This window comes from Marinococcus halophilus (assembly GCF_002265875.1).
GTDB classification, from domain to species: domain Bacteria; phylum Bacillota; class Bacilli; order Bacillales; family Marinococcaceae; genus Marinococcus; species Marinococcus halophilus.
Map to the genome: position 1 here is coordinate 27,262 of NZ_NPFA01000007.1, position 19,256 is coordinate 46,517.

Genomic DNA, 19,256 nt, shown 5'->3' on the forward strand with positions numbered 1-19,256 from the left:
ATTTTTCCTAATAAATAGTATCTTTAATGGAAGGAAGTGGTGGGAACATGATTCCACTTGTTTTCGGTGTACCATCAAATTCATAAGTGCCGCCTGCCCGGCCCTGCTTTCTTGTTTTAAATTGATGCGCAGCCAATAAAAAACCTCCTTTTCTATCGCCATGCATATAAAAAAGCTGAAGAACTGCCTGAAGGATACAGGTGGTCCTCAACTTATGCTCCAGGCGCCATAGTCCTGTCATTTCTGTTGGCCAGAGTATTTGTTGTTTTAATAATTAATACTCTGTATCCAAATTAAAGTTAAATTAAACTATTTACTTGAAATTTTAAAACTTATCCTTAGCAATGCATTTCTACATAAATTCGCTTGAGTATATGCAGCACATAAGAAAATCGTATCGATGTTGTTGGCAGAACTTGCTTTTCCCACACGAGCGAAGAAGCAAAGCGGAATTATAAAGATTAGAACCTCAAAAATAAGCAGTATGCACGTTTTAGAGCGCATGTACTGAAGCAGAGGGCATGTTATGATAACTGGCTCCTGCTCTCGGTTACTATATGTTAAAGCTGGAAATTTTTGATCCCAACAAAGCGTTTGTGAAAAGAAATCAGTATAAATTCCAAAAGTATTCCTTTGAGATGCGCAAGGCTTATATTTATGTTAAAGACCATCGGCTGCAGAAGAGAGCCGAAGATGGAATAAATGCCGTCGTCTAAAAGCTTGGGAGGGTATTGAAATAAATGCTAGTGAACCAAAAAAAGCAAATGCCTGCAGGCACTTGCTTTATAATGAGAGTTAAGTTTAATCATTGGTTTGCTGGGCAAGGCGCACCAGCAATCTCGCGAAGGTGTCTTTTTCCTTGTCATTTTCGGTTTCCTGCCATAATTCATGCAATACTTTTTCTTCGCGGTTTCGCGGTTCTTCGTGTTTATTTAAATAATCGGAGACACGTTTGGCGCCCTGGGCTAATCCTTTTTCGCTGAGATTTAATTTTTCTCCTTTACGAACCTGGTCTCCCAGATAATCTTTAAAAGTGGAAAAATGTTGTAAAATCTCGTCTTTGTTTTCTTGGTCCATCGCTTGAACTTCTTTGTCGGCTTTTTTCGGATCTTCGCTGCTCATCTATGAAGCCTCCTTCAAGTTGGTATGTAAAGGCCTTTCCTTTTCTCCATTGGGTACAAACATCTTTTTCCCCAAAAGGCCAAATTTATTTAAAGCATAAAGGGCCACTTTCAAATGTTTCGTTTTTAAATAAGCGGGAATGGCTAAACCATGGTTATAAGCTATAACTTATAATGGCCGCAATACGAGGACATAAAGCGCCTATCGTGTAAGCCGAAGACTAACCGGAATATTATCGGTGTCTTCGGCTTTTTTATGCTCCTGAACACGAAGGAAAGGAGAAATATAATGTTGCCTGCAGATATTCAGCAGCGGTCCCGCCAGGAACAGCAAAAAGAATTGGGAAGCCATGTAAGCCGGGTGCTGCGCGAACACTTTGGCCGCGGGCCGGAGTCTGTATATGTCAGTCTTGACCCGCACAGTGTGGTTATCCATATCCGGAAGTTTCTGGCCCCGATGGAGGAAGTTCTTTTGGATCAGCACGGCCAGGAAGCGGTCGAAGAACTCAGGGAAACGATGATGGCAAAAATGCTGCCGGAAGTTTCCCACGCTTTGTCTCAGCTGATGGAAAGGGAGGGATGGACATTTTTCGTAGATTGGAACATGACAAACCGTTCCGGCATGATTACCGCCTTGCATGAACCTTCCTTTCAGAATCATCCTTCACTTGAGGATTCACCTCATCAGTCGAGCCTTCAGGAGGGAGTTCGCCAGGTAAGCGTGCGCACCGAAAAGGTTCCCGGCACGGTTTATGCCCATCAGATTAACGACCGGACCTTCATTGTCGTTCGCTCTGACGTGTTGATCATGATTGAAAAAGAACTAATCCGTACGGGTTACGGAAAAACGCTCAAAACTGTGAAGCGTCAGCTGGAGAAGAGATTGCTTTACGAGGAGCAGTTCGACCGGCGGCTGGGCGTAGAGATTCGCGATATTTTCGTTGACTGGGATTTTGAGCAGGATACCAGCGTCGTCGTTCTTCTTACTGATCCGCTGCCCACAAACAATTAAATGTGTAAAGCAGCATTAATATAAAACATGCCGGTGCTCGAAAGAGTCCGGCATGTTTTTATGTGTTAAATGGAAAATAAGAGTTAATAAGTTTAATGAATTTYACGTAGGTGCGATGATTCTTAACTGCATTGTTTTATAAACACAAGCACCATTTATTTTTTTGCCGCAATAACAGGAACATAAGAAGCATTGGTGGTAAATTTAAGGTATAGTGCATGAAAGATTTACTGATAGCCGAAATATATTATTATAACTCCAAATATCCATGGAGCCAGGAGCGGAAAATCGCAGTGTTCAACTCTCCATCGGTAAAAGTATTGTTTGTCACTCTTTCAACGCATTCGCTAAGGGGGAGGAGATAAACTTGAATAGTTTCATGATCTTCAAGCTGCTGTTCCTGCCAGTCCTGCACGTCATCTGTGAAGAAAAGATGGGTGCGGTCATTGCTCCGCCAGGGAGCGGGGAGCATGTCTCCTAAATAGTTCACCTGGCCGCAGGTATAGCCGGTCTCCTCTGTAAATTCTCTGCGGGCGGCATCAGCTAATGCTTCATGAGGCTCAGCGCCGCCGCCTGGCAGCTGCATGACAAAAGATTCCACAGGCGGGCGGTATTGTTCAATGAACAGCAGGAAGCCGCCCATTTTAGCCAGCACCACAACAGCCTCCGGCTTGTCCAGTGCAATGTATTTTCGCCCCGAAGTGTCCGGGATTTTGTTTGTCAAAGCCATCCTCTCCTTAATGAAGTAGAACCAGAAATGAATTTGTAAGTTTACATATTATGCGCGCTCTAAAAATATAAGGCTTTTCATGTTGTTTAAAGAAAGCCTAAATGCTTGGTTTCTCTGCAAACTTACCGCTTCTAAAACTGAAAATAATAACCGACGGCTATAAGGAGGGAAAAACTGCTGGCCATCAAAAACGTTGGAAGAAGCAGCCGCGAAGCAAGGATTAGCAGCAAACATTAAACACACCGTAACAAAAGAGTGCGTTGGCGCATGCAGGCTCCCCTCCCGTCCATTTGTGACGTACTAATATAAGTGAATGTCATTTTCAGGTATTTAGAGAAAAATTGCAAACGAAGCAAATAGCAAAAGTTTTGAGAAACGGAACATTTGGAAAAAAGGAATAATGTTCATAATTTATGTTAGGGAAACGGATTTGTCAGGGGTAATACATGTTCCGGATGGGGCCGTTACGATCGGTGCCGGCGTAATAGTATTCGGGGGAAGCCGTTCTGTGAGTGATTAGGGAAAAGCAGAAAGAACATGCTGGAGATGATCAAGGTGATGAAGATGGGATGGATTAAAGCTATGCACCGGGGCATCATTGTAATTTTTATCCTTTTAATGCTGATGGAGGGAACAGAAATAATACATATGCCGGTTTGGCTGATTTATGCATCAGTGGCTGTAACATTTGTATCGACGTCTATAAACCTGATAGACGCGATTAACGAAAAACGAAGGGAAAAGAAGAATTCGGATATTTAGGTAAAAAATCAAGCATAATAATAGCAGAAGGCTTGGTTAAGGTTGTCGTTGTGAATTGGGGAGTAGTACAATTTAAGTGAATAGGAATAATTTTACATAAGAATGTTCCGGGAGAAAGAATATAAGGGGCTGTTGCTAACAGGGATGCAGGAGGGAACTAAATGAAATTTCTCCAGGTAATGAAAGGGATATTAACGATATGGATTGCTATTCATGGCTTAAGCGCCATGATTTTATTTACGTTATTTATATTTGCGGTTCCGGGCACCGATTTTCCTCTCAGTTCTATCAGGTCGTTGGTTGCTGGGATAATGGGATATGTGGCGGTGGAGTATAAAATAAGGAAGAAAAATGAAAAGAAGCAGGAAAACGTGCAGGAATGATATTAGTAGATATTATTTAAAAATCTCCAGGATAGTAAAAAATGTTTGGAACACCTCAAGTAGCATGCCATGACGCTCTTTGGAACTTGTATCAATTTCATGCTCCGAAACCGGGCTGAAAAATTCAGTATGGGCTTCTGTCACTGTTCCGCCACGCGCATATCCATACGTTTTCGAAGACAATTTAGCAGCTTCAAAGACAATGATCTGCTCTTCATTTAATTCAAGCCACATCTTATCCCTTTCCTATGTAAAAATCATTTTGTCTTTGGTGGTGTTATGAATGATAGTATGGGCGATTTTATTATTGGGTGGGCTTTTATGCTACTTTTATTTAAAAAGAGAATCTTCAGCCGGGCACAGGCCCATCAGCCGGACAATCCGCTCACTTGCGATGGCTTTTTTGGTTATGAACCTGATGGCAATGATTTTTTTCAACGGCAGGCCTATCACTCCAGTAACCTATTTTATGCTTGGTGTAGGAACGATGGCTGTTATAGGTATAGTAGTTGAAACCGTATTGGCTCAAACTCAAAAATAGTGAAGATTGTTATTAAGATGAAAATCTGATGTCTTTGGAGATTTAGAAGCATGGAGGGAGAAGGAAAATACAGGAGGAGTTGAAATTGGATAAGGCCCATAAGCGAATGCTTATTATTAATGCAGTTTTAAGCTATTTTCTAGCGGCAGGTTTAACCGATTTTTAGCCAGTGGGCCTTTTACAGACCAGGAAAGCGATAATCAGCTGTTTTATTTAGGTGTGGCCGGCTATGTCGCTTCATTGGATTGGTAATAGCTTTTATTATTGCTGTGGCACAAAGTCTCATGTAGAAGGTGATACTATCAAGTGGTCGTGGATTGGCTGGTCAATCGTGAATGTGTTTTGGCTGCTTTTGTTTATTCCAAGCTCTGTGTTCGTATGGACAAGGGAAGTGGATGGAGCTGGAGCTGTTCAAACACCGGAAATAAAGCTTCTTTCATTTTTGGTAGTACTACTGGTGTTTCGGTCCCTTTCCTCATTCAAATAACATGAATGATTGTAAACATAGTTGTTCATAAAAAAGAACCGTTCACTAAAACGGTCTATTTATTAAGTTAATAATAGTTTTAAACATTCACATACCATGCCGGCATTTAAATGTGTTGTATTGATTGGGGTATCTGGCCCTCTTTGTAACAAAGGAAACACCCCAGATAAATAGATTTTTTCACCAGCGGGGGCTGGAGGAATGCTTATTAGTTTTATAAAATAAGTTCATCCAATCTGCGAAAGGAGTGTGCGGGATGTTGTTTAGTATTATACAGCTGGCTGTCATTCAATTGCTGCTTCCTGTCATTTTTATTTGGATGCTATGGAAGGGGCGTTTCCAGACAAAAACGGAATGGGCGGTTCAAACACTCTGTACCATCATGCTGGTAGTTTGGGCCGTGTTATCCGGGCGATGGGATATGTTCAGCTACTATCTGCGTGCGCTGCTGTTAGTATTGTTAATCATAGCCGTCTATCGTTCGTACCGAAAACATAGTAATTTGCCGTGGCGCAGGGCTTTGGAAAGAAAACAGAAATGGTCGATCGGAATATTCGTGCTGCTCGGTGCGGTTTTCGCCTGGTACAATGTGTCGATTATTTCAGGGTATACGGCCGAGGAACCGGCGGCAGAGCTTACCTTTCCCCTGAAAAGCGGAACGTATTACATAGCGCATGGCGGGGACGAGGAGCAGATTAATTATCATCAGTCCGTAACGGAACAGCAATACGCGCTGGATATAGTGGAGCTAAATGCATTGGGCACGAGGGCTTCGGGGTTATATCCGAAACAGCTTGGCCGCTACGCGATTTACGGAGCCGCTTTGCATAGCCCGTGCACCGGAAAAGTAGTGGAAGCCGGAAGGGGCCAGGCTGATCAAACACCGCCTCAGTCCGATCCGGAAAATCCTAACGGCAATTATGTCCGTCTTGCCTGTAACAACACGGAGGCCACCGTTTACCTGTCGCACATGCGGGAAGGGAGTGTCGCAGCGAGCGAAGGAGATGAGGTACAGAAAGACCAGGTGCTTGGCCGTATAGGAAATTCTGGGAACACAACAGAGCCGCATTTGCACATTCACGCGGAACACAACGGGAAAGGAATTCCTATAACATTTCAGGAGCGCTTTTTAGTCAGAAATAGTCTTGTCTGGTAAACAGGCGGCTGAGACATTCACGGATGATTTTCTCTCTACCTGGGAATAACCTAAAGTGAAGGGAATCCGCCTATACAGTAAGGAGGTTGACCATGCCGGTTTTTAGCTATTCAGCTCCAGCGGTGGGAAAGTCAGAAAAATTATTAGAAATCGAAGACGGCCATAAATATCTTGGCACGATGAGACGCTATTTTTCAAAAAATTTTAGGGGCAGCCCAATCTATGATGTGAACGTTTATATGTACGATGCTGCGGGCGACGATAAATACGTGATTGAGCAGCTGGATTTCGGAATGGTAAGAGGATACACCTGGGGCGTCTATAAAAATGATGCAGAAATAGGAAAAATCAAAAGCCCTCGCGGCCTGTTTAAAAACCACCGGATTGATGTCAGGGTAAACGATTATCCCGGCATTTCGATTAAGGCGAAAACGAGAGGGAAGCATCTTATTCTCGATGAAAACGAAAATAAGATCGGGGAAACCTCAAGTACTAACAGTGTAAATAAAGTTTATCAGGGGGAGATTTCAGCATTGGTGCTGCCGGAACCGGATATTTTATTTTACGGCGTAATTCATACGTTTTGGTGTGGAATGAAAAGAAATTAATTAAAAAAAGAAACGTGATAGAAATGAATTTATAGGGATAAGAAAAATTACAAACAGGGTGGTCTTTATCATTGTTAGTTAAAGGACTTAATCATTTTTTGTTTTCGGTTTCCGACCTGGAAACTTCCATTCAATTTTATGAAAAAGTATTTGAAGCCAAGCTGCTGGTAAAGGGAAAGAGCACTGCCTATTTTGATCTACACGGCATATGGTTGGCTCTTAATCTCGAACAGAATATACCTCGTAATGAAATAAATCAGTCGTATACGCATATTGCTTTTTCTATTGAAGAAGCTGATTTCCAGAACGCATATGATAGGTTAGTAAAATGGAACGTCAACATTTTGACAGGGCGCCCGCGGGATGAAAAAGATAAAAGATCGATTTATTTCACAGATCCAGACGGCCACAAATTTGAATTTCATACGGGAACACTGGAAGACAGAATGAACTATTACAAGCAGGATAAAAAACATATGAAGTTTTCTGATTTATATGATCATTATTGAAAATACAGATGGGCGGTGTGGGAAGCGACAAAATGAATAATAGTGCAGTTGTTCATGTCAAAACTCCTAGAGGTAATGATGCTTCTTCAAAAAATTGCTTATTTCACTAATTGGTTAATTATTATTCTTGGATATTTGCTTTTTATACCATTACTTCTCCCAGCCAGCATTATAGGAGATTTTTGGGTTTATGAGTACGACTTTTATGGCCCTATAGCTATTTCTTTATTTGTTTTTATATTTGGAGTATTTGGATTAGCTTTATCGCTTGCTTTACAAATTAGACATTTAATTATACTGTCCCTAATCCTATTTTTTCTTCCTTTTATCATCATCGCATTCACTTTGTGGTGGTATTAATAATAAATAGTGAAAATTAATGAAAAATGTAAACGTCAATAAAAGTCGACAAGGAAGAGCCGATAAAGCAAGCTAGGAGATTAATAACCTGTATATTTCGCAAAAGAGGAAAAAATGATGAGTATTATTTGCTTAGAAGGGATCAGCGCAGTGGGGAAAACCACGACAGCGGAAGAATTGGCACACACAACGAATGTTTGTGTGATTCCTGAAGTCAATTTGTTATTCGAACGCCCCCGAAAATCATCGAATACATGGTATTTAGAACGCCAGGTTGAGCGTTGGTGTTTAGCTGAAGAAAAACTAAAGGATTATGAAACTGTGATTCTTGATGGAGACGTTTTTCAGCCGCTCAGCTACAACTGGTGCTTTGATTTTCAGATATACAACCAGAGCCTGGATTTTATTTCTGAATTCTATCAAAAAGCGATTCAGGCTGGCAGAATACAGTTTCCACACAAGTATTTTTATTTGTATGCAAATGAAACAAATTTAAGGTGGAGAAAAGAAAACGACCAAACGCGGACAAGAAAAAATTTCGAAAAGCATACAGGAATTTCACAATCCCATCAGCGTTACTATGAGGCGTTAAACCAATTCCGGCCGGGTTATGTGAAGCTATTGGAAGCAGCAAGTAGTAAGGAAGCCGCAAAAGTTGTCTTTCATCAGCGACCGCTTGCTGCTAAAGACCTAAACCCGGAAATACTTCTTCAAAATATAACCAGGTGGTTAAAGGAAAACAAAGCATAATTTCCGCATTCAGACGCATAGGAAGAGGAGACTGTTAATGAAAATCGCTTTTTTGCTTTTTAACCAGATGACTTCGTTAGATTTTGTTGGTTTTTATGACAGTGTCACCCGCTTGCAAACCATGGGGTATTGCCCCGATTTATCGTGGGACATTTGCGCACTTGAAGAAAATGTCTCTGATGATCGTGGGATCCACTACCATATTGAAACGGTGCAGCCCCCTTTAGCAGCGTATGATATGGTGTTTGTTCCGGGTGGCATAGGCACAAGAAAGCTTAAAGATGATAAAACATTTACCGATTGGCTTTCAACCGCCCAGGCCGTGCCTATAAAAGTATCTGTATGTACAGGTTCTTTACTGTTTGGAGGTGCCGGGTTTTTGCACGATCGCCAGGCTACAACGAACCCTTCCGCATTGGACTTACTGGGAGAGTATACAGAGAAAGCACAGGCGAAAAGAATCGTGCAGGACGTGAAAAGCGATACCATTATCACGGGCGGCGGCGTAGCGGCTTCCATTGATCTGGGGTTATATGTATGCGAATTTTTATCCGATCGTCAAACCGCCTTAGTTATTGCAGATAAAATGGATTACCCGTATTACTTCTAAATCAATTTACCAAAGGAAGCAGTAAGGCCCCAATAAGCATACCGAGAAGAAAATACATCAAAATTCGTAAATACCTGTTTTTCATGTTTACCACCACCTTTACATGCGACTGCAAAACCAGCCTCTTCCAACTACCCACCTTCAGACGCTCTTTTTTTTATCTTATGATCGATGGCGATATGCCCAAATGAACCTGCTACTGCTGCCCACATAAAACTAAAAGGACTATGAATGCCTGAGACGCCAACCATAAACAACAAAGATAGAATTACTGTAGTCGTGCCATGAATCAATACCCATGCTATCAGTATTCCTTTAATTACCTGGAGTGTCCTCATCCGGTTTTGTCCACGTCCCGGCCTGACGAGGACTTTTCCAGCGCTTGCGCCCGTTGCTCCGAACGTTGTAATTTAACGTTAGTCCGGTACATTTCAGCAATAATAACTAACATCAAACCGGCGAATGGAAAGATGATCGTCCAATCCATGCAAGCACTCTCCTTTGTATTTTTCAATGAATTCTTCCTGTTCCTTATATTACCATTTTATTCAAAGAGAGCTAAAGTTTGGATTTATTTTGGTATACCGTAGTTATTAAAAGTGAACAAATTTTTGCCTTTAAAAAAAGCGATAGTCTATTTAACATTCTATATGGAACCTATTTATTTACATATTCTCCAGGGAGGTAAAGATGCGCTGGAAAAACAGACAATTATATAAACACGACACAAATCCTAAAACGAAAAAAGATAAGCTGGATGATTATCTTGTGGAAAGAAGAGAGAAAAAGCAGGAAAAAAGAAAACAAGCAGGTCCAGCTATGCTCACCATTTTTGCATTAATTGTTCTTTACCTGGTTGGAGCAGCTGTATTTGGCTATAGTACCGAACCTTTGGACCGTATCATGGACGTCCTTGAATAATGCATATATCTTTTGAGACAGATGGCAGCGAAAACGCGATCCATCAGGTCAATGAGGCGGCCGGAGAAAAAATTTCTTCGTGCCTCGGGGCGGACGTCGGCCAGCAGCTGCTGAGAGCGAAGCTTGCGGACGAACTGCAGGGCGTGCTTGCGGCCTGTGTTCTTGGTAGCGGCTGGCGTTTATTTGACCATCTGGAGGACCTTGAGATTCACCTGAAAAATAATAAACCATAGGAATGGCCAGGCAAGTGGAACTCTGGTACCGGTTTATTAAAGAATAATAAATAACTTCAAGAGAGTTAAAGAAATAGGAACTTTTTCTGAAAATGAGAAAAGTTTTTCATGGACGCTTGACAATGAAAGAAGTCCTGCGTATATTAGGTTCAACTCTTTGGAAAATGCGGGCGTAATTTTCATATAAATGACTGAAAATACAAAAAAAGCAGAAAGAAAAATAGGCTGCCAGAGAGAGTAGTTCAACAGAGAGAAGGGTGGAGAAAAAATGAAGCGCAGTTTACAGGAGCGTTTAGAAGCAGGGCCGGTTATCGCGGGAGAAGGATACTTATTTGAACTTGAACGTCGGGGGTATTTACAGGCAGGCACATTCGTGCCGGAAGTGGCACTTGAAAACCCTGAAGCGTTAAAGCAGACGTACCGGGATTATATGCGTGCCGGTTCGGACGTGATACTGGCGTTCACGTACAACGCCCACCGGGAAAAAATGAGAATCATTGGAAAAGAGGATCTGCTTGAGCCGCTGAACCGCCAGGCGATTCGTCTGGCTAAAGAGGTGGCCCAGGAACATCCGGAGGAAGAAGCGCTCGTAGCAGGCAATATTTCCAATACTAATATTTTTAATCCGGACGATGAGTCTTCTAAAACGGCTGTCCGTGACATGTTTGCCGAAATGATCGGATGGTGCAGCGAAGAGGGCGTCGACTACATTAAAGGCGAAACCTTCTATTACCACGAAGAAGCACTAATTGCGCTCGAAGAAATTCAGAAGCAGGGGCTGCCGGCTGTTATCACTCTCGGGTTGATGGGGGAAAATATTCTCCGGGATGGATATACCGTAGAGGAATCCTCCCGCATTTTATCCGAGAGCGGCGCCTTAGTGGTCGGTATGAACTGCTTCCGCGGCCCGGATACGATGCAGCCGTATTTAAACAAAATCCGGGAATCGGTGGACGGGTATGTGGCAGGACTGCCGGTGCCGTACCGCACGACGGAAGAGCATCCAACCTTCTTTAATCTGCCGGACGCCGGATGCAGCTGCCATACGCCGCTGGAAACAACGTTCCCTACTGCCCTGGACCCGCTGTACCACAACCGCTATGAACTGGCAGAGTGGGCAAGGGAAGCGACCAATGCCGGGGTGAATTACATCGGCCTGTGCTGCGGGGCTTCTCCAGCTATGCTGCGGGCGGTGGCGGAAGCTGCTGGCCTGGAGACCTTGAGTTCGGAGTATTCGCCGAATATGGAGAAGCACTTCCTGTTCGGCCAGGACGATACTCTTCAGAAGCACAATACGAGCTACCGGACAAAAGCATAATAACGAAAGAAGCTCTCCTGGTGTCTATTCAGGAGAGCTTCTTGTGTTTGCGTTTCAATAACAGAAAAGTGCGTTCACATGAATGAGTATTCGGTAATAGTTAGATAAAAAGGGTAACGGGCAGGAATTTATTTGCCGAACCAAGAATCCTAACAGTAATCAAGCTGAGAAGGAGTGGCCATGTGCAAAATATTATGCTCACATCGGTACGGTTGGATCGACTACCGGTGTCTTACCGTGAGGCGGTGTTAACGATGGTGGAAGAAGATGGGGTGGTGGTGCGGTGGAACGTAGATATAGAAGAAGCAGATCATGAATTGTTTGGCCAAAATAATAACCGTTTTCGGTTTTGGCTGGACTCAACAGACAGCGGCGGCCAGATGTATAAGGGACCGTGCATGATTGAATCCGTATCGATGAAAGGCCGCTTCGTCAAATTGTCCGGTACAGGCCCTCTGGTCATAGAGGAAATATGAGGTTTGTGAAGAAGGGCCGCATAGACCTCCTGAGCAGCATTATGAACAACGTCGCAGTTTTTATAAGCATGCTTTTGCCTCATGCACGCACTGTGCAAACGCTTTAATATTAAAGATGCAACCCTTTTTCTTTCCCTCGGGGAATACGGTATGTAACGGAAGTATTCCTTTTTCCCTGGAGCTCTCCTGAAAGGCAGAGCTTTTTTTTATTTGGCGGCAGCTGTTGAGGGGTTAGCGTAAAGTTTAAAATATAATAATTGGGGAAAGTGTAGTATAGAAATGCATTGTACTTATTTATTTTAGACTTTACATTTTATTCGATTAACCAAATATATAATTCTGACTCTCCTTTTAATGGAGGCGTTGAATTTGCTTCCTCGCTTTTAATTATTGTAAAAAGTGGAAGCCTGGGAAAAGGAGAGAAAGCATGATAACTACACTGACAATTCTCGGTTACGGTGCCTTTTGCTGTGCCATACTGGCCCGTCCGTCAGCCGCTCAGAAGCCAAAAAGCTAAAAACAAAAAAGCATGAAATACGGAAAGGGACTGGGCCACATACGGCGCAGTCCCTTTTTTATACGATTACTTTATTGGGCACTGGCAGAGTGAAACATGTTTATTTCATGGAATTTACGAGCTGTAGAGCCTCCACGGGAGGAAGACTGCCGCGTACAGCATAAACAGTTTTTCCTTCCCGCCAGCGGATATCTACGGTTACATCATCACGGGACGGGGCGTAATAGATATCGACGACTCCCTGCTCGGCAGAGTCGGGGAGGGGATGATGCTTGAGGTATTCTGCTATTTGACGGAGCACCTCTGTATGGTTGAGGTTATCCGAAGATGAGGAAGACAGGCTCACCAGCCACGGCCCCTGCTTCCCGCTGTAATGATACTGATCGACGCCCTCCTGCGCGTGTCCGGATAATCCATCCTGAAGCGCCTTAACCCCCGGACTGGCGGGATCAACGTTTTTGCCTTCCCGGAAAGCTTCAATCTCTCTGGAGGCTTCTTCTGCGTCCAAGTACTGGGCGGCTGTTACGTGGGCGAGAGGCTTCCCGCTATTGGTATGATACTGGATACTGTAAGTAGTGGAATTATTGGAAGCCACAGATCCCTGGACATAGCGGGCCTGCTGGTCCGGGAAACGGGCAGGAAGCCTGATCTGGGCGCTATTCATTAAAAGCTCGCCGCGAATCCTTTCAGCCTCCTGCCCCGCCGGCGTAGGAGAGAAGGAGTTTTCCCGTTGAGGCTCCGGCTGGGGAAAGGGATCTTCCTCCACGTCATCTTTGGATAACTCCTCCTGCTGCCCGGCCAGCTCTTCAGCATCTGAAGTTTGCGGGGCATCTTTTTCACTTGTACACCCCAAAACAGCACTAGCAAGCAAGGGCCCTGACAGAACCCACAGCAACAGCTTTTTCAAACTGGTCCCTTCTTTCTGAATGGAAGTAGTATAAGACTGGGTTGAAATTTTTCCCAAAATAAAATAAGCCAGAAAAAGGCTGATGCTCTTTTTCTGGCTTATGGAGTGGTGGTAGTATCCATCCATTGCTACCATATTTGTTTTGGGAATTCCCCGCAGAGAATGCAATAAAACCGGTTATATTGACAGGTTGCTCCTGGCTGGCCTGAATACATTTATTTATAGTGACAGCAGGCTGCTTTAAGGTGGCTGCCTGCGGGTCATCATTTCATAAGGCATTGTGAAACGCCCGACGAGCGCCGCTTTAGTCAATATTCGACGTGTGGAATCTGCAGGACGTAATATGGTCATCCACCATGCCGATCGCCTGCAGAAAAGAATAAGTGATCACCGGGCCTATGAATTTAAATCCTCTTTTTTTTAGATTCTTACTGATCCTGACGGATAAAGGGGACTGGGCAGGGATTTCCGTGTCAGCTGTCCAGCTATTTATCATCGGTTTAAAATCTACATAGCTCCATAGGAAATCGGCTAAGCTTCCGAATTCGTTTTGTATTTTTAATACCGCCTCTGCATTGGAACGGACCGATTGAAGCTTCGAAAAATGCTTGATGACTTGATAATTCTCTTTGATGGCTTCCAGGTCTGTGTCTGTAAGCCCGGCGCAGTATTCGAGGTCATAGTTGTTGAAGGCGGAGCGGTACGCTTCCCGTCTCGCTAATACAATACTCCACGATAAGCCGGCCTGTGCCCCCTCCAGCGTAAGCATCTCGAAGATGTACCGGTCATCCCGGCTCGGTCTGCACCATTCTTCATCATGGTACGTTTGCAAGAGTTCACTGTTTTGCGGCCATAAACATTGTTCCATCGACTATGTTCTCCTTTCCTCCTGTTGAATTTACTGTACCATGCAAAACAGGACAACTGCGTGTCATATTAAAAATTGTGCCATTCGGTAAAGTTATTATTTCAGCTTCTATATTAATAATTTGAAAGGATTCCAGGAAGGTAAGGGAGAAAAGAATAAAGAAAGAAACGGAGGGAAGATCGTGGCAAAGGTATGTCTGGGCATGATTTTATCGCTGGATGGGTATGTTAACGACCGCCACGGAGATATGGGAAAGATTTATGCCAGCTTTGAGCCGAATGAAGCGATTGAAACGGCGATGGCTAACACGGGAGCTGTAGTGATGGGGCGGAACAGCTTTGATGAAAGCCCGGACCCGGATGCCTACGCGGATGATTATGAATTTCAGGTGCCGTTGTTTGTGCTGACGCACCGTCCGCCGGCGAAGCATCCCAGGGAAAATCAGAACCTTACAATTACCTTCGTGACAGACGGCATTGAAAGCGCGGTCCAACAGGCCAGAGAAGCAGCCGGAGAAAAAGACGTCGTGGTGCTCGGGGCGGATATCGGTCAGCAGCTGTTAAAGGCAAAGCTTGTGGATGAACTGCAGGTCGCGTTTGCGCCTATCATACTCGGTCAGGGACTGCGGCTGTTTGAGCATCTGGAGGGCCATGAAATTCATCTCGAGAAGCTGCGCACCATTGAGACCGCCCAGCAGGTGGAAATCTGGTATAAGGTCATAAAGAAATAATGGAAAATTTAAAGGCTAAAGTACAGCGTGAAGGCTTTTTCGTGAGTGCCCGCAGTTAAAAATGTAACCGACTTATATTTAAGAATAGGAGTATACGGGAAGAACAAAGGAGAAAATCTTTTAAAGGAGGTTATTTTTGCTTATGCCTTACTGAATAATACCGTGTTATTAATTACTCTGAAATTAGGGTTATGTAAAGAAATGCTTAAGGAGGCAAAAACATGAAGCCAAATCAAACTACAACAGAAGAGGAATTTAAACAACATCAACAATCTGTCATGCTGGAAGGCATCGTGGACGAAGCAGTGAAAGTGAATTATACAGATACAGGCTCAGGCCCGCCGCTCGTGCTGCTGCACGGCATACCGACCTGGTCGTATTTGTATCAGGCTGTCATTCCGGAGCTGGAGGATAATTACCGGGTGATCGTCCCGGACCTTCTGGGCTACGGCTATTCCGACCAGCGAGACCGCTTTGACCGCTCGCTTCATGTGCAGGCGAAATTGGTTATCAGGCTTATGGAACATCTGGAGATTGAGCAGGCGCATGTAGCGGCTCATGATATCGGGGGAGGTGTCGGGTTAATTCTTGCTCTTGAAGAGCCGGAACGAATCGATAAATTGGTGCTTTCCAACACCGTCGCTTACGACTCCTGGCCGATTGAAGAAATGCTGATGGTCGGACACCCGTCGTGGAAGAACAAATCTCTTCAGGACATGGAAGACTTTCTCTCGAAGGGGTATAAAGGCGTATTTGCCCAGCAGGATCAGCTGACGGACACCTTCTTACAGGGAATCATGGCTCCGTATTTACATGAAGAAGGCAAGCTCAGCCTTGTACGTAATGCGGCGGCCCTGAACACAAATCATACTACTTCTATTACTCATAGGCTTTCCGAGATCAAGCATTCTGTGCTTATGCTGTGGGGGACCCAGGACCCGTGGCAGCCGATGGAAACAGGAGAGATGCTGGAGAAGGACCTGCCAAACAGCCGGCTGGTCAGAATAAACCAGTCAGCCCACTGGGTGCCTCAGGAAGCGCCGAGGGAGTTCGCCACAGAAATTAAAAAGTTTATTTAATCTAAGTGTTGTTCCCACTTATTAAAAATAAATAACTAAGAGGCCAGTCGGGCAAGCTGGCCTCTTTTTACTGAAAAACATCTGGGTGCATTTAATATGTGGTAGTACTGCAAGCATTTGCACCTTTTTTCTTTAAAGTTAACCGGCATATTGGTCTTGTCAGAGAATAATATTAGAAGAATTAAAACGATTTTTTACTTTTTAGTATTATTTATTTCCAGACTTAGCTTCCTATTATTTTACATTCATGGAAGAGGCATTTATGGTTACTGTAAGCGTAACATTCTTCACCGGTCTGGTAGCGGCTCTGGCTGCCTTTGCCATCGAGAGCTGTTTATTAATGGGGCTGGGCGTTTTATTAGCGATCAGCACCCCTATTTTATAGGCATTTTAATTCTTGCGGACATGTTTTTTAGAGGCCTGGGGTAAACGCTTTTTTTCTAAGCGACTAGTTTATAAGGAGCTGGGTAAACCATGCACCTGAAGACATTCATGAAAAGAACTATATACGTTGTACTTACTGTCTATACCATTGTGTATGTGGCTTATAGCATAAAAACGGGAGACTGGAATTTTTTTGTTTATGTTTTTGGTCTCGTTTTAATGGTTAGTCCTTTTATGGGCATGTATTATGTATTTTTTCCGCCACGTCCATAGATATAACCACACAAAAAAACCTGGCGTGGGTATCTTTTTCCGGGTCTCCTGGTGAGCAATCTTCTCTAACTTTTTTGAGGAGCAGAAGCAAACCTATTACTTATTCTATAAATGGAATGATATAAAAGATCAAGAAAAACATGGTTCTTCCGCTTTAGGGAAAGGAGCGCCGCAGCCAAACCTGGCAGGGTGAGAAGAATCATCACAAGTAAGATCCCGGAGATGCTCTGGTAGAGAGAAAAAGAACCCTCCTGCGTGAATGGGGGGAGCGATTCGATTGGGTGAAGTCATAAGTATCAAATCCTTCAGAGAAAGGAACGCAGCACCGAGCTATGCCTCAGCTCGTTATCGTTTAGCATAAATCATCGAATGGGGAACACCGCATATGTCTCTCCTTTCGTATAGAGCGTTTATCTTTGCGATTCTATAACTATTTGTGAATTATTAAACCTTTTAATTCAATGATTCCAATCTATATGATTTTATTTCTCTTATTTTTCCAGACTTTGCCGTGCTGCTAAATACGTATACCTCGCAAAAATCAATTTTTGAGTCATCTGTTAATGAAATTAACCCGTTTATTGAAGCGAATTTCCCGTGTGTGATTACTTGATAAATTTCGATAGAGTCAATGCCTGCTCTATTTTCATTCTGCAAAGCAGCAATTAATGAACCCCGGCCTTCTATTTTTTGTTTGTCTTTTAACTGGTACCATGTAATAGATTCATCCGAATATTGCTTAATAATTTCAATCCGCTGTTTTAATACTGCCACTGTAAAATCGATCACTATTTGTTTTCTTGGGGCATTACCGCACCCTTCGGGAATGATTATCTTCATTTCATCTGATGAACTGTCCAATGAATTCAACCTCCTAATACGACTGAATATATTCGGAAGTACTCCTTTTAATTTGAATAGCTTATTGTCTTTATGCTATCCAGTTTAGCATAGAACGTTACTTAAAAATTACTATTTTGAAATATAGGGAAAAGGCACCCTTTAGCTTTACGGGGTTAGTCTCCAATCACTTTTAGGGTTATTTTACATATTTTTAACAGGGAGGAGAGGGCACCACCATACCACTCCATTTCCAGAGGCAAAATGGGGTGTTTGGTGTGTGGTCCATAATTAAAGATTTTCAGACGATTTTAATTTTGGAATAATCTTTAGATGTTCTGTTAGGTGTAAAAGCACCTTGAGATCATATTATTAATTGTTATTATAAAAAAACAGCAGGGGAGAAGCCTAATGGATGAAAACCTATGGTTTATCGTGGAACTGTTCTCGAGCTTATTGTTGATAGGGGCCGTTATGTCCTTAATGATGAATATGACACGGCGATGGTATGTGAAACGCAATGGGCAGGAGCGCTCCAAACACTATGCGAATAATACTCATCAAAAAGTAACGCGGTGGTTTGCCATTATTATCGTTTTTCTTTTGCTCTCCATTACTAACCTTGGAGGAGTTCCGATTCATTTGACCCTTCTATTCGTTGTTGTTCCTCTTTTCTTGTTGTATATGACGTTCGGAACGTACTTATGGAAGAAAGAAAGCGATAATAAAGATGATTATTGGTACGACTGGAGGGTCGCAGGAGGAACGTTCATATGTCTGGCACCTGTCATGATAGCGTATCAATGGTGGATGACGTAGCAGTCTTTACGAACGAAGAGTAATAAAGAATATAATATTGCTTCTTTACTTGTAGATAAAAGTAATTGGAACATATGAAATACGTTTTCTATTGTTCCTTCAGGGGAAATGTTCGACGAACCCATGCCCCGATCCCGAGGATCACTCCCAGCCCCGATGCTATTTCGATTCGATCGGTCCATTGCGTCCAAAAGTTCTGGCCATCCAACAGATTATTTATGCCATTAATCCCTACTTGAAGGATCATCGTCAGTACACAGATCCCGATGATCATACAGAAAACTTTCATTTCTGCACCTCCTTACATATGCTTCTTCCCAGCCTTGTCAGGGAAACAAGTGGAAAAAGATCATCACCAAAAGAATAATACCTCCTGCCAACCACCATCAGTAGAAGGTACGAATGCTTTCCGTCCATTCCAAAACCCCTCGAATAAGAGCATGAATGCCTATGCTATAGCCTAACAACAGCAATCCAAGGCTGGTATAATCAAGAGCTATTAGCAGAAGAACGACAGCCATCAGCAACGTCCCGGTTGTCACAAGCGGGTATAATTTTCGTTTCGGTAAAGCGCTTCGAGACATGGCCATGGTTACTTCTCCTTTTTAATGGGCATAATTCCTAAAAATTCCTCAATGTCTTCATACCCAATCTTTGGTGGGGTTATCCATCGTTATCTTTCGATCACTACTATTTCTCAAAATGGACATATCAGACAGCAAATTTTGAATTATTTCCATAAAGCATATTTTGAAAACGTTTACATTTATTGTATAAAATGATAAATTTAGAACTGTAGGACGAGGATAAAGAAGGGGGTACATTATGGTGAGGATTTAGCAGGGTAAATACTGTAGGGAGG

The 19,256-nt window shown here is 43.1% G+C and carries 28 protein-coding genes; 19 read left to right on the forward strand and 9 right to left on the reverse strand.

Features of this window, described 5'->3' with window-relative positions; all coding sequences use genetic code 11:
* Positions 1 to 7: 7 nt before the first annotated feature.
* Positions 8 to 136 carry a hypothetical protein gene (locus tag CHL76_RS17370; protein WP_261763921.1) on the reverse strand — a complete coding sequence of 43 codons (129 nt, stop codon included), beginning with the start codon at positions 134 to 136 and terminating at the stop codon, positions 8 to 10.
* 665 nt (positions 137 to 801) lie between these two features.
* Positions 802 to 1,122 (reverse strand): DUF3243 family protein, encoded by a 321-nt coding sequence (locus CHL76_RS08445; protein ID WP_094908320.1) that lies wholly within the window; start codon positions 1,120 to 1,122, stop codon positions 802 to 804.
* Positions 1,123 to 1,410: 288 nt separating this feature from the next.
* Here CHL76_RS08445 and CHL76_RS08450 point away from each other — a divergent pair, with 288 nt between their 5' ends.
* The gene (locus tag CHL76_RS08450; protein ID WP_158219120.1) at positions 1,411 to 2,133 is read left to right on the forward strand and encodes a Na-translocating system protein MpsC family protein; all 723 of its coding nucleotides are present in this window, start codon (positions 1,411 to 1,413) and stop codon (positions 2,131 to 2,133) included.
* A 250-nt stretch (positions 2,134 to 2,383) separates the two neighbouring features.
* Here CHL76_RS08450 and CHL76_RS08455 read toward each other — a convergent pair whose 3' ends face one another.
* Positions 2,384 to 2,857: an NUDIX hydrolase gene (locus CHL76_RS08455; protein ID WP_158219121.1), complete on the reverse strand. Its 474-nt coding sequence runs from the start codon at positions 2,855 to 2,857 to the stop codon at positions 2,384 to 2,386.
* A gap of 543 nt (positions 2,858 to 3,400) precedes the next feature.
* Between CHL76_RS08455 and CHL76_RS08460 the strand changes: the two genes are divergently transcribed.
* Together CHL76_RS08460 and CHL76_RS08465 are read left to right on the forward strand one after the other, a co-directional pair.
* A complete protein-coding gene (locus tag CHL76_RS08460; RefSeq protein WP_094908322.1) occupies positions 3,401 to 3,625 on the forward strand; it encodes a hypothetical protein in 225 nt (74 codons plus the stop codon).
* Between the two features lie 161 nt (positions 3,626 to 3,786).
* The gene (locus CHL76_RS08465; protein ID WP_079476295.1) at positions 3,787 to 4,008 is read left to right on the forward strand and encodes a hypothetical protein; all 222 of its coding nucleotides are present in this window, start codon (positions 3,787 to 3,789) and stop codon (positions 4,006 to 4,008) included.
* Between the two features lie 12 nt (positions 4,009 to 4,020).
* Here CHL76_RS08465 and CHL76_RS08470 read toward each other — a convergent pair whose 3' ends face one another.
* Positions 4,021 to 4,242, reverse strand: coding sequence for a hypothetical protein (locus CHL76_RS08470; RefSeq protein ID WP_079476296.1), 222 nt, complete (start codon positions 4,240 to 4,242; stop codon positions 4,021 to 4,023).
* Positions 4,243 to 4,291: 49 nt separating this feature from the next.
* Between CHL76_RS08470 and CHL76_RS08475 the strand changes: the two genes are divergently transcribed.
* From CHL76_RS08475 to CHL76_RS08510, 8 genes are all read left to right on the forward strand, one after another.
* Positions 4,292 to 4,549 carry a hypothetical protein gene (locus CHL76_RS08475; protein WP_079476297.1) on the forward strand — a complete coding sequence of 86 codons (258 nt, stop codon included), beginning with the start codon at positions 4,292 to 4,294 and terminating at the stop codon, positions 4,547 to 4,549.
* A gap of 229 nt (positions 4,550 to 4,778) precedes the next feature.
* Positions 4,779 to 5,036: a DUF3923 family protein gene (locus tag CHL76_RS08480; protein ID WP_233133296.1), complete on the forward strand. Its 258-nt coding sequence runs from the start codon at positions 4,779 to 4,781 to the stop codon at positions 5,034 to 5,036.
* A gap of 256 nt (positions 5,037 to 5,292) precedes the next feature.
* Positions 5,293 to 6,192, forward strand: a complete 900-nt coding sequence (locus tag CHL76_RS08485; protein WP_079476298.1) for a M23 family metallopeptidase — start codon at positions 5,293 to 5,295, stop codon at positions 6,190 to 6,192.
* A 92-nt stretch (positions 6,193 to 6,284) separates the two neighbouring features.
* The gene (locus CHL76_RS08490) at positions 6,285 to 6,800 is read left to right on the forward strand and encodes a hypothetical protein (protein WP_094908323.1); all 516 of its coding nucleotides are present in this window, start codon (positions 6,285 to 6,287) and stop codon (positions 6,798 to 6,800) included.
* 71 nt (positions 6,801 to 6,871) lie between these two features.
* Complete coding sequence (gene fosM / locus CHL76_RS08495; RefSeq protein ID WP_094908324.1) at positions 6,872 to 7,309, forward strand: FosM family fosfomycin resistance protein; 438 nt, start codon at positions 6,872 to 6,874, stop codon at positions 7,307 to 7,309.
* A gap of 54 nt (positions 7,310 to 7,363) precedes the next feature.
* On the forward strand, positions 7,364 to 7,669 hold the full coding sequence (locus CHL76_RS17005) for a hypothetical protein (protein WP_147041500.1): 306 nt from the start codon (positions 7,364 to 7,366) through the stop codon (positions 7,667 to 7,669).
* A 117-nt stretch (positions 7,670 to 7,786) separates the two neighbouring features.
* Positions 7,787 to 8,419 carry a nucleoside/nucleotide kinase family protein gene (locus CHL76_RS08505; protein ID WP_094908326.1) on the forward strand — a complete coding sequence of 211 codons (633 nt, stop codon included), beginning with the start codon at positions 7,787 to 7,789 and terminating at the stop codon, positions 8,417 to 8,419.
* A 37-nt stretch (positions 8,420 to 8,456) separates the two neighbouring features.
* Positions 8,457 to 9,029, forward strand: coding sequence for a DJ-1/PfpI family protein (locus tag CHL76_RS08510; protein WP_094908327.1), 573 nt, complete (start codon positions 8,457 to 8,459; stop codon positions 9,027 to 9,029).
* A 334-nt stretch (positions 9,030 to 9,363) separates the two neighbouring features.
* Here CHL76_RS08510 and CHL76_RS17010 read toward each other — a convergent pair whose 3' ends face one another.
* Positions 9,364 to 9,516, reverse strand: coding sequence for a hypothetical protein (locus CHL76_RS17010; RefSeq protein WP_158219122.1), 153 nt, complete (start codon positions 9,514 to 9,516; stop codon positions 9,364 to 9,366).
* A 203-nt stretch (positions 9,517 to 9,719) separates the two neighbouring features.
* Here CHL76_RS17010 and CHL76_RS08520 point away from each other — a divergent pair, with 203 nt between their 5' ends.
* The 4 genes from CHL76_RS08520 to CHL76_RS08535 all read left to right on the forward strand — a co-directional run bounded on the left by CHL76_RS08520 (position 9,720) and on the right by CHL76_RS08535 (position 11,977).
* Positions 9,720 to 9,950 carry a hypothetical protein gene (locus CHL76_RS08520; protein ID WP_079476304.1) on the forward strand — a complete coding sequence of 77 codons (231 nt, stop codon included), beginning with the start codon at positions 9,720 to 9,722 and terminating at the stop codon, positions 9,948 to 9,950.
* Positions 9,950 to 10,183, forward strand: a complete 234-nt coding sequence (locus CHL76_RS08525; RefSeq protein ID WP_094908329.1) for a hypothetical protein — start codon at positions 9,950 to 9,952, stop codon at positions 10,181 to 10,183. Before CHL76_RS08520 ends, CHL76_RS08525 begins: the two co-directional genes overlap by 1 nt.
* 268 nt (positions 10,184 to 10,451) lie before the next feature.
* Positions 10,452 to 11,501, forward strand: coding sequence for a homocysteine S-methyltransferase family protein (locus tag CHL76_RS08530; protein ID WP_094908330.1), 1,050 nt, complete (start codon positions 10,452 to 10,454; stop codon positions 11,499 to 11,501).
* A gap of 182 nt (positions 11,502 to 11,683) precedes the next feature.
* On the forward strand, positions 11,684 to 11,977 hold the full coding sequence (locus tag CHL76_RS08535) for a hypothetical protein (protein WP_079476307.1): 294 nt from the start codon (positions 11,684 to 11,686) through the stop codon (positions 11,975 to 11,977).
* A 617-nt stretch (positions 11,978 to 12,594) separates the two neighbouring features.
* Here the strand turns inward: CHL76_RS08535 and CHL76_RS08540 are convergent.
* Both CHL76_RS08540 and CHL76_RS08545 read right to left on the reverse strand, forming a co-directional pair.
* Positions 12,595 to 13,458 (reverse strand): hypothetical protein, encoded by an 864-nt coding sequence (locus CHL76_RS08540; RefSeq protein ID WP_158219123.1) that lies wholly within the window; start codon positions 13,456 to 13,458, stop codon positions 12,595 to 12,597.
* A gap of 247 nt (positions 13,459 to 13,705) precedes the next feature.
* Positions 13,706 to 14,269 (reverse strand): DNA-3-methyladenine glycosylase I, encoded by a 564-nt coding sequence (locus tag CHL76_RS08545; RefSeq protein WP_094908333.1) that lies wholly within the window; start codon positions 14,267 to 14,269, stop codon positions 13,706 to 13,708.
* 181 nt (positions 14,270 to 14,450) lie between these two features.
* Here CHL76_RS08545 and CHL76_RS08550 point away from each other — a divergent pair, with 181 nt between their 5' ends.
* The 3 genes from CHL76_RS08550 (at position 14,451) to CHL76_RS17375 (ending at position 16,463) form a co-directional block, all read left to right on the forward strand.
* Positions 14,451 to 14,999 carry a dihydrofolate reductase family protein gene (locus CHL76_RS08550; protein WP_094908334.1) on the forward strand — a complete coding sequence of 183 codons (549 nt, stop codon included), beginning with the start codon at positions 14,451 to 14,453 and terminating at the stop codon, positions 14,997 to 14,999.
* Between the two features lie 221 nt (positions 15,000 to 15,220).
* The gene (locus CHL76_RS08560; protein ID WP_233133299.1) at positions 15,221 to 16,078 is read left to right on the forward strand and encodes an alpha/beta fold hydrolase; all 858 of its coding nucleotides are present in this window, start codon (positions 15,221 to 15,223) and stop codon (positions 16,076 to 16,078) included.
* Between the two features lie 262 nt (positions 16,079 to 16,340).
* Entirely contained in the window at positions 16,341 to 16,463 is a 123-nt protein-coding gene (locus CHL76_RS17375; protein WP_261763922.1) for a hypothetical protein, read from the forward strand.
* 725 nt (positions 16,464 to 17,188) lie between these two features.
* On the opposite strand, the gene CHL76_RS08570 is transcribed toward CHL76_RS17375, so the two are convergent.
* Positions 17,189 to 17,596, reverse strand: coding sequence for a hypothetical protein (locus CHL76_RS08570; protein WP_094908336.1), 408 nt, complete (start codon positions 17,594 to 17,596; stop codon positions 17,189 to 17,191).
* Positions 17,597 to 17,986: 390 nt separating this feature from the next.
* On the opposite strand from CHL76_RS08570, the gene CHL76_RS08575 reads away from it, so the two are divergent.
* A complete protein-coding gene (locus CHL76_RS08575; protein WP_079476315.1) occupies positions 17,987 to 18,394 on the forward strand; it encodes a DUF4181 domain-containing protein in 408 nt (135 codons plus the stop codon).
* Positions 18,395 to 18,780: 386 nt separating this feature from the next.
* Here CHL76_RS08575 and CHL76_RS08585 read toward each other — a convergent pair whose 3' ends face one another.
* Positions 18,781 to 18,984 (reverse strand): hypothetical protein, encoded by a 204-nt coding sequence (locus CHL76_RS08585; protein WP_094908338.1) that lies wholly within the window; start codon positions 18,982 to 18,984, stop codon positions 18,781 to 18,783.
* Positions 18,985 to 19,256 lie beyond the last annotated feature (272 nt).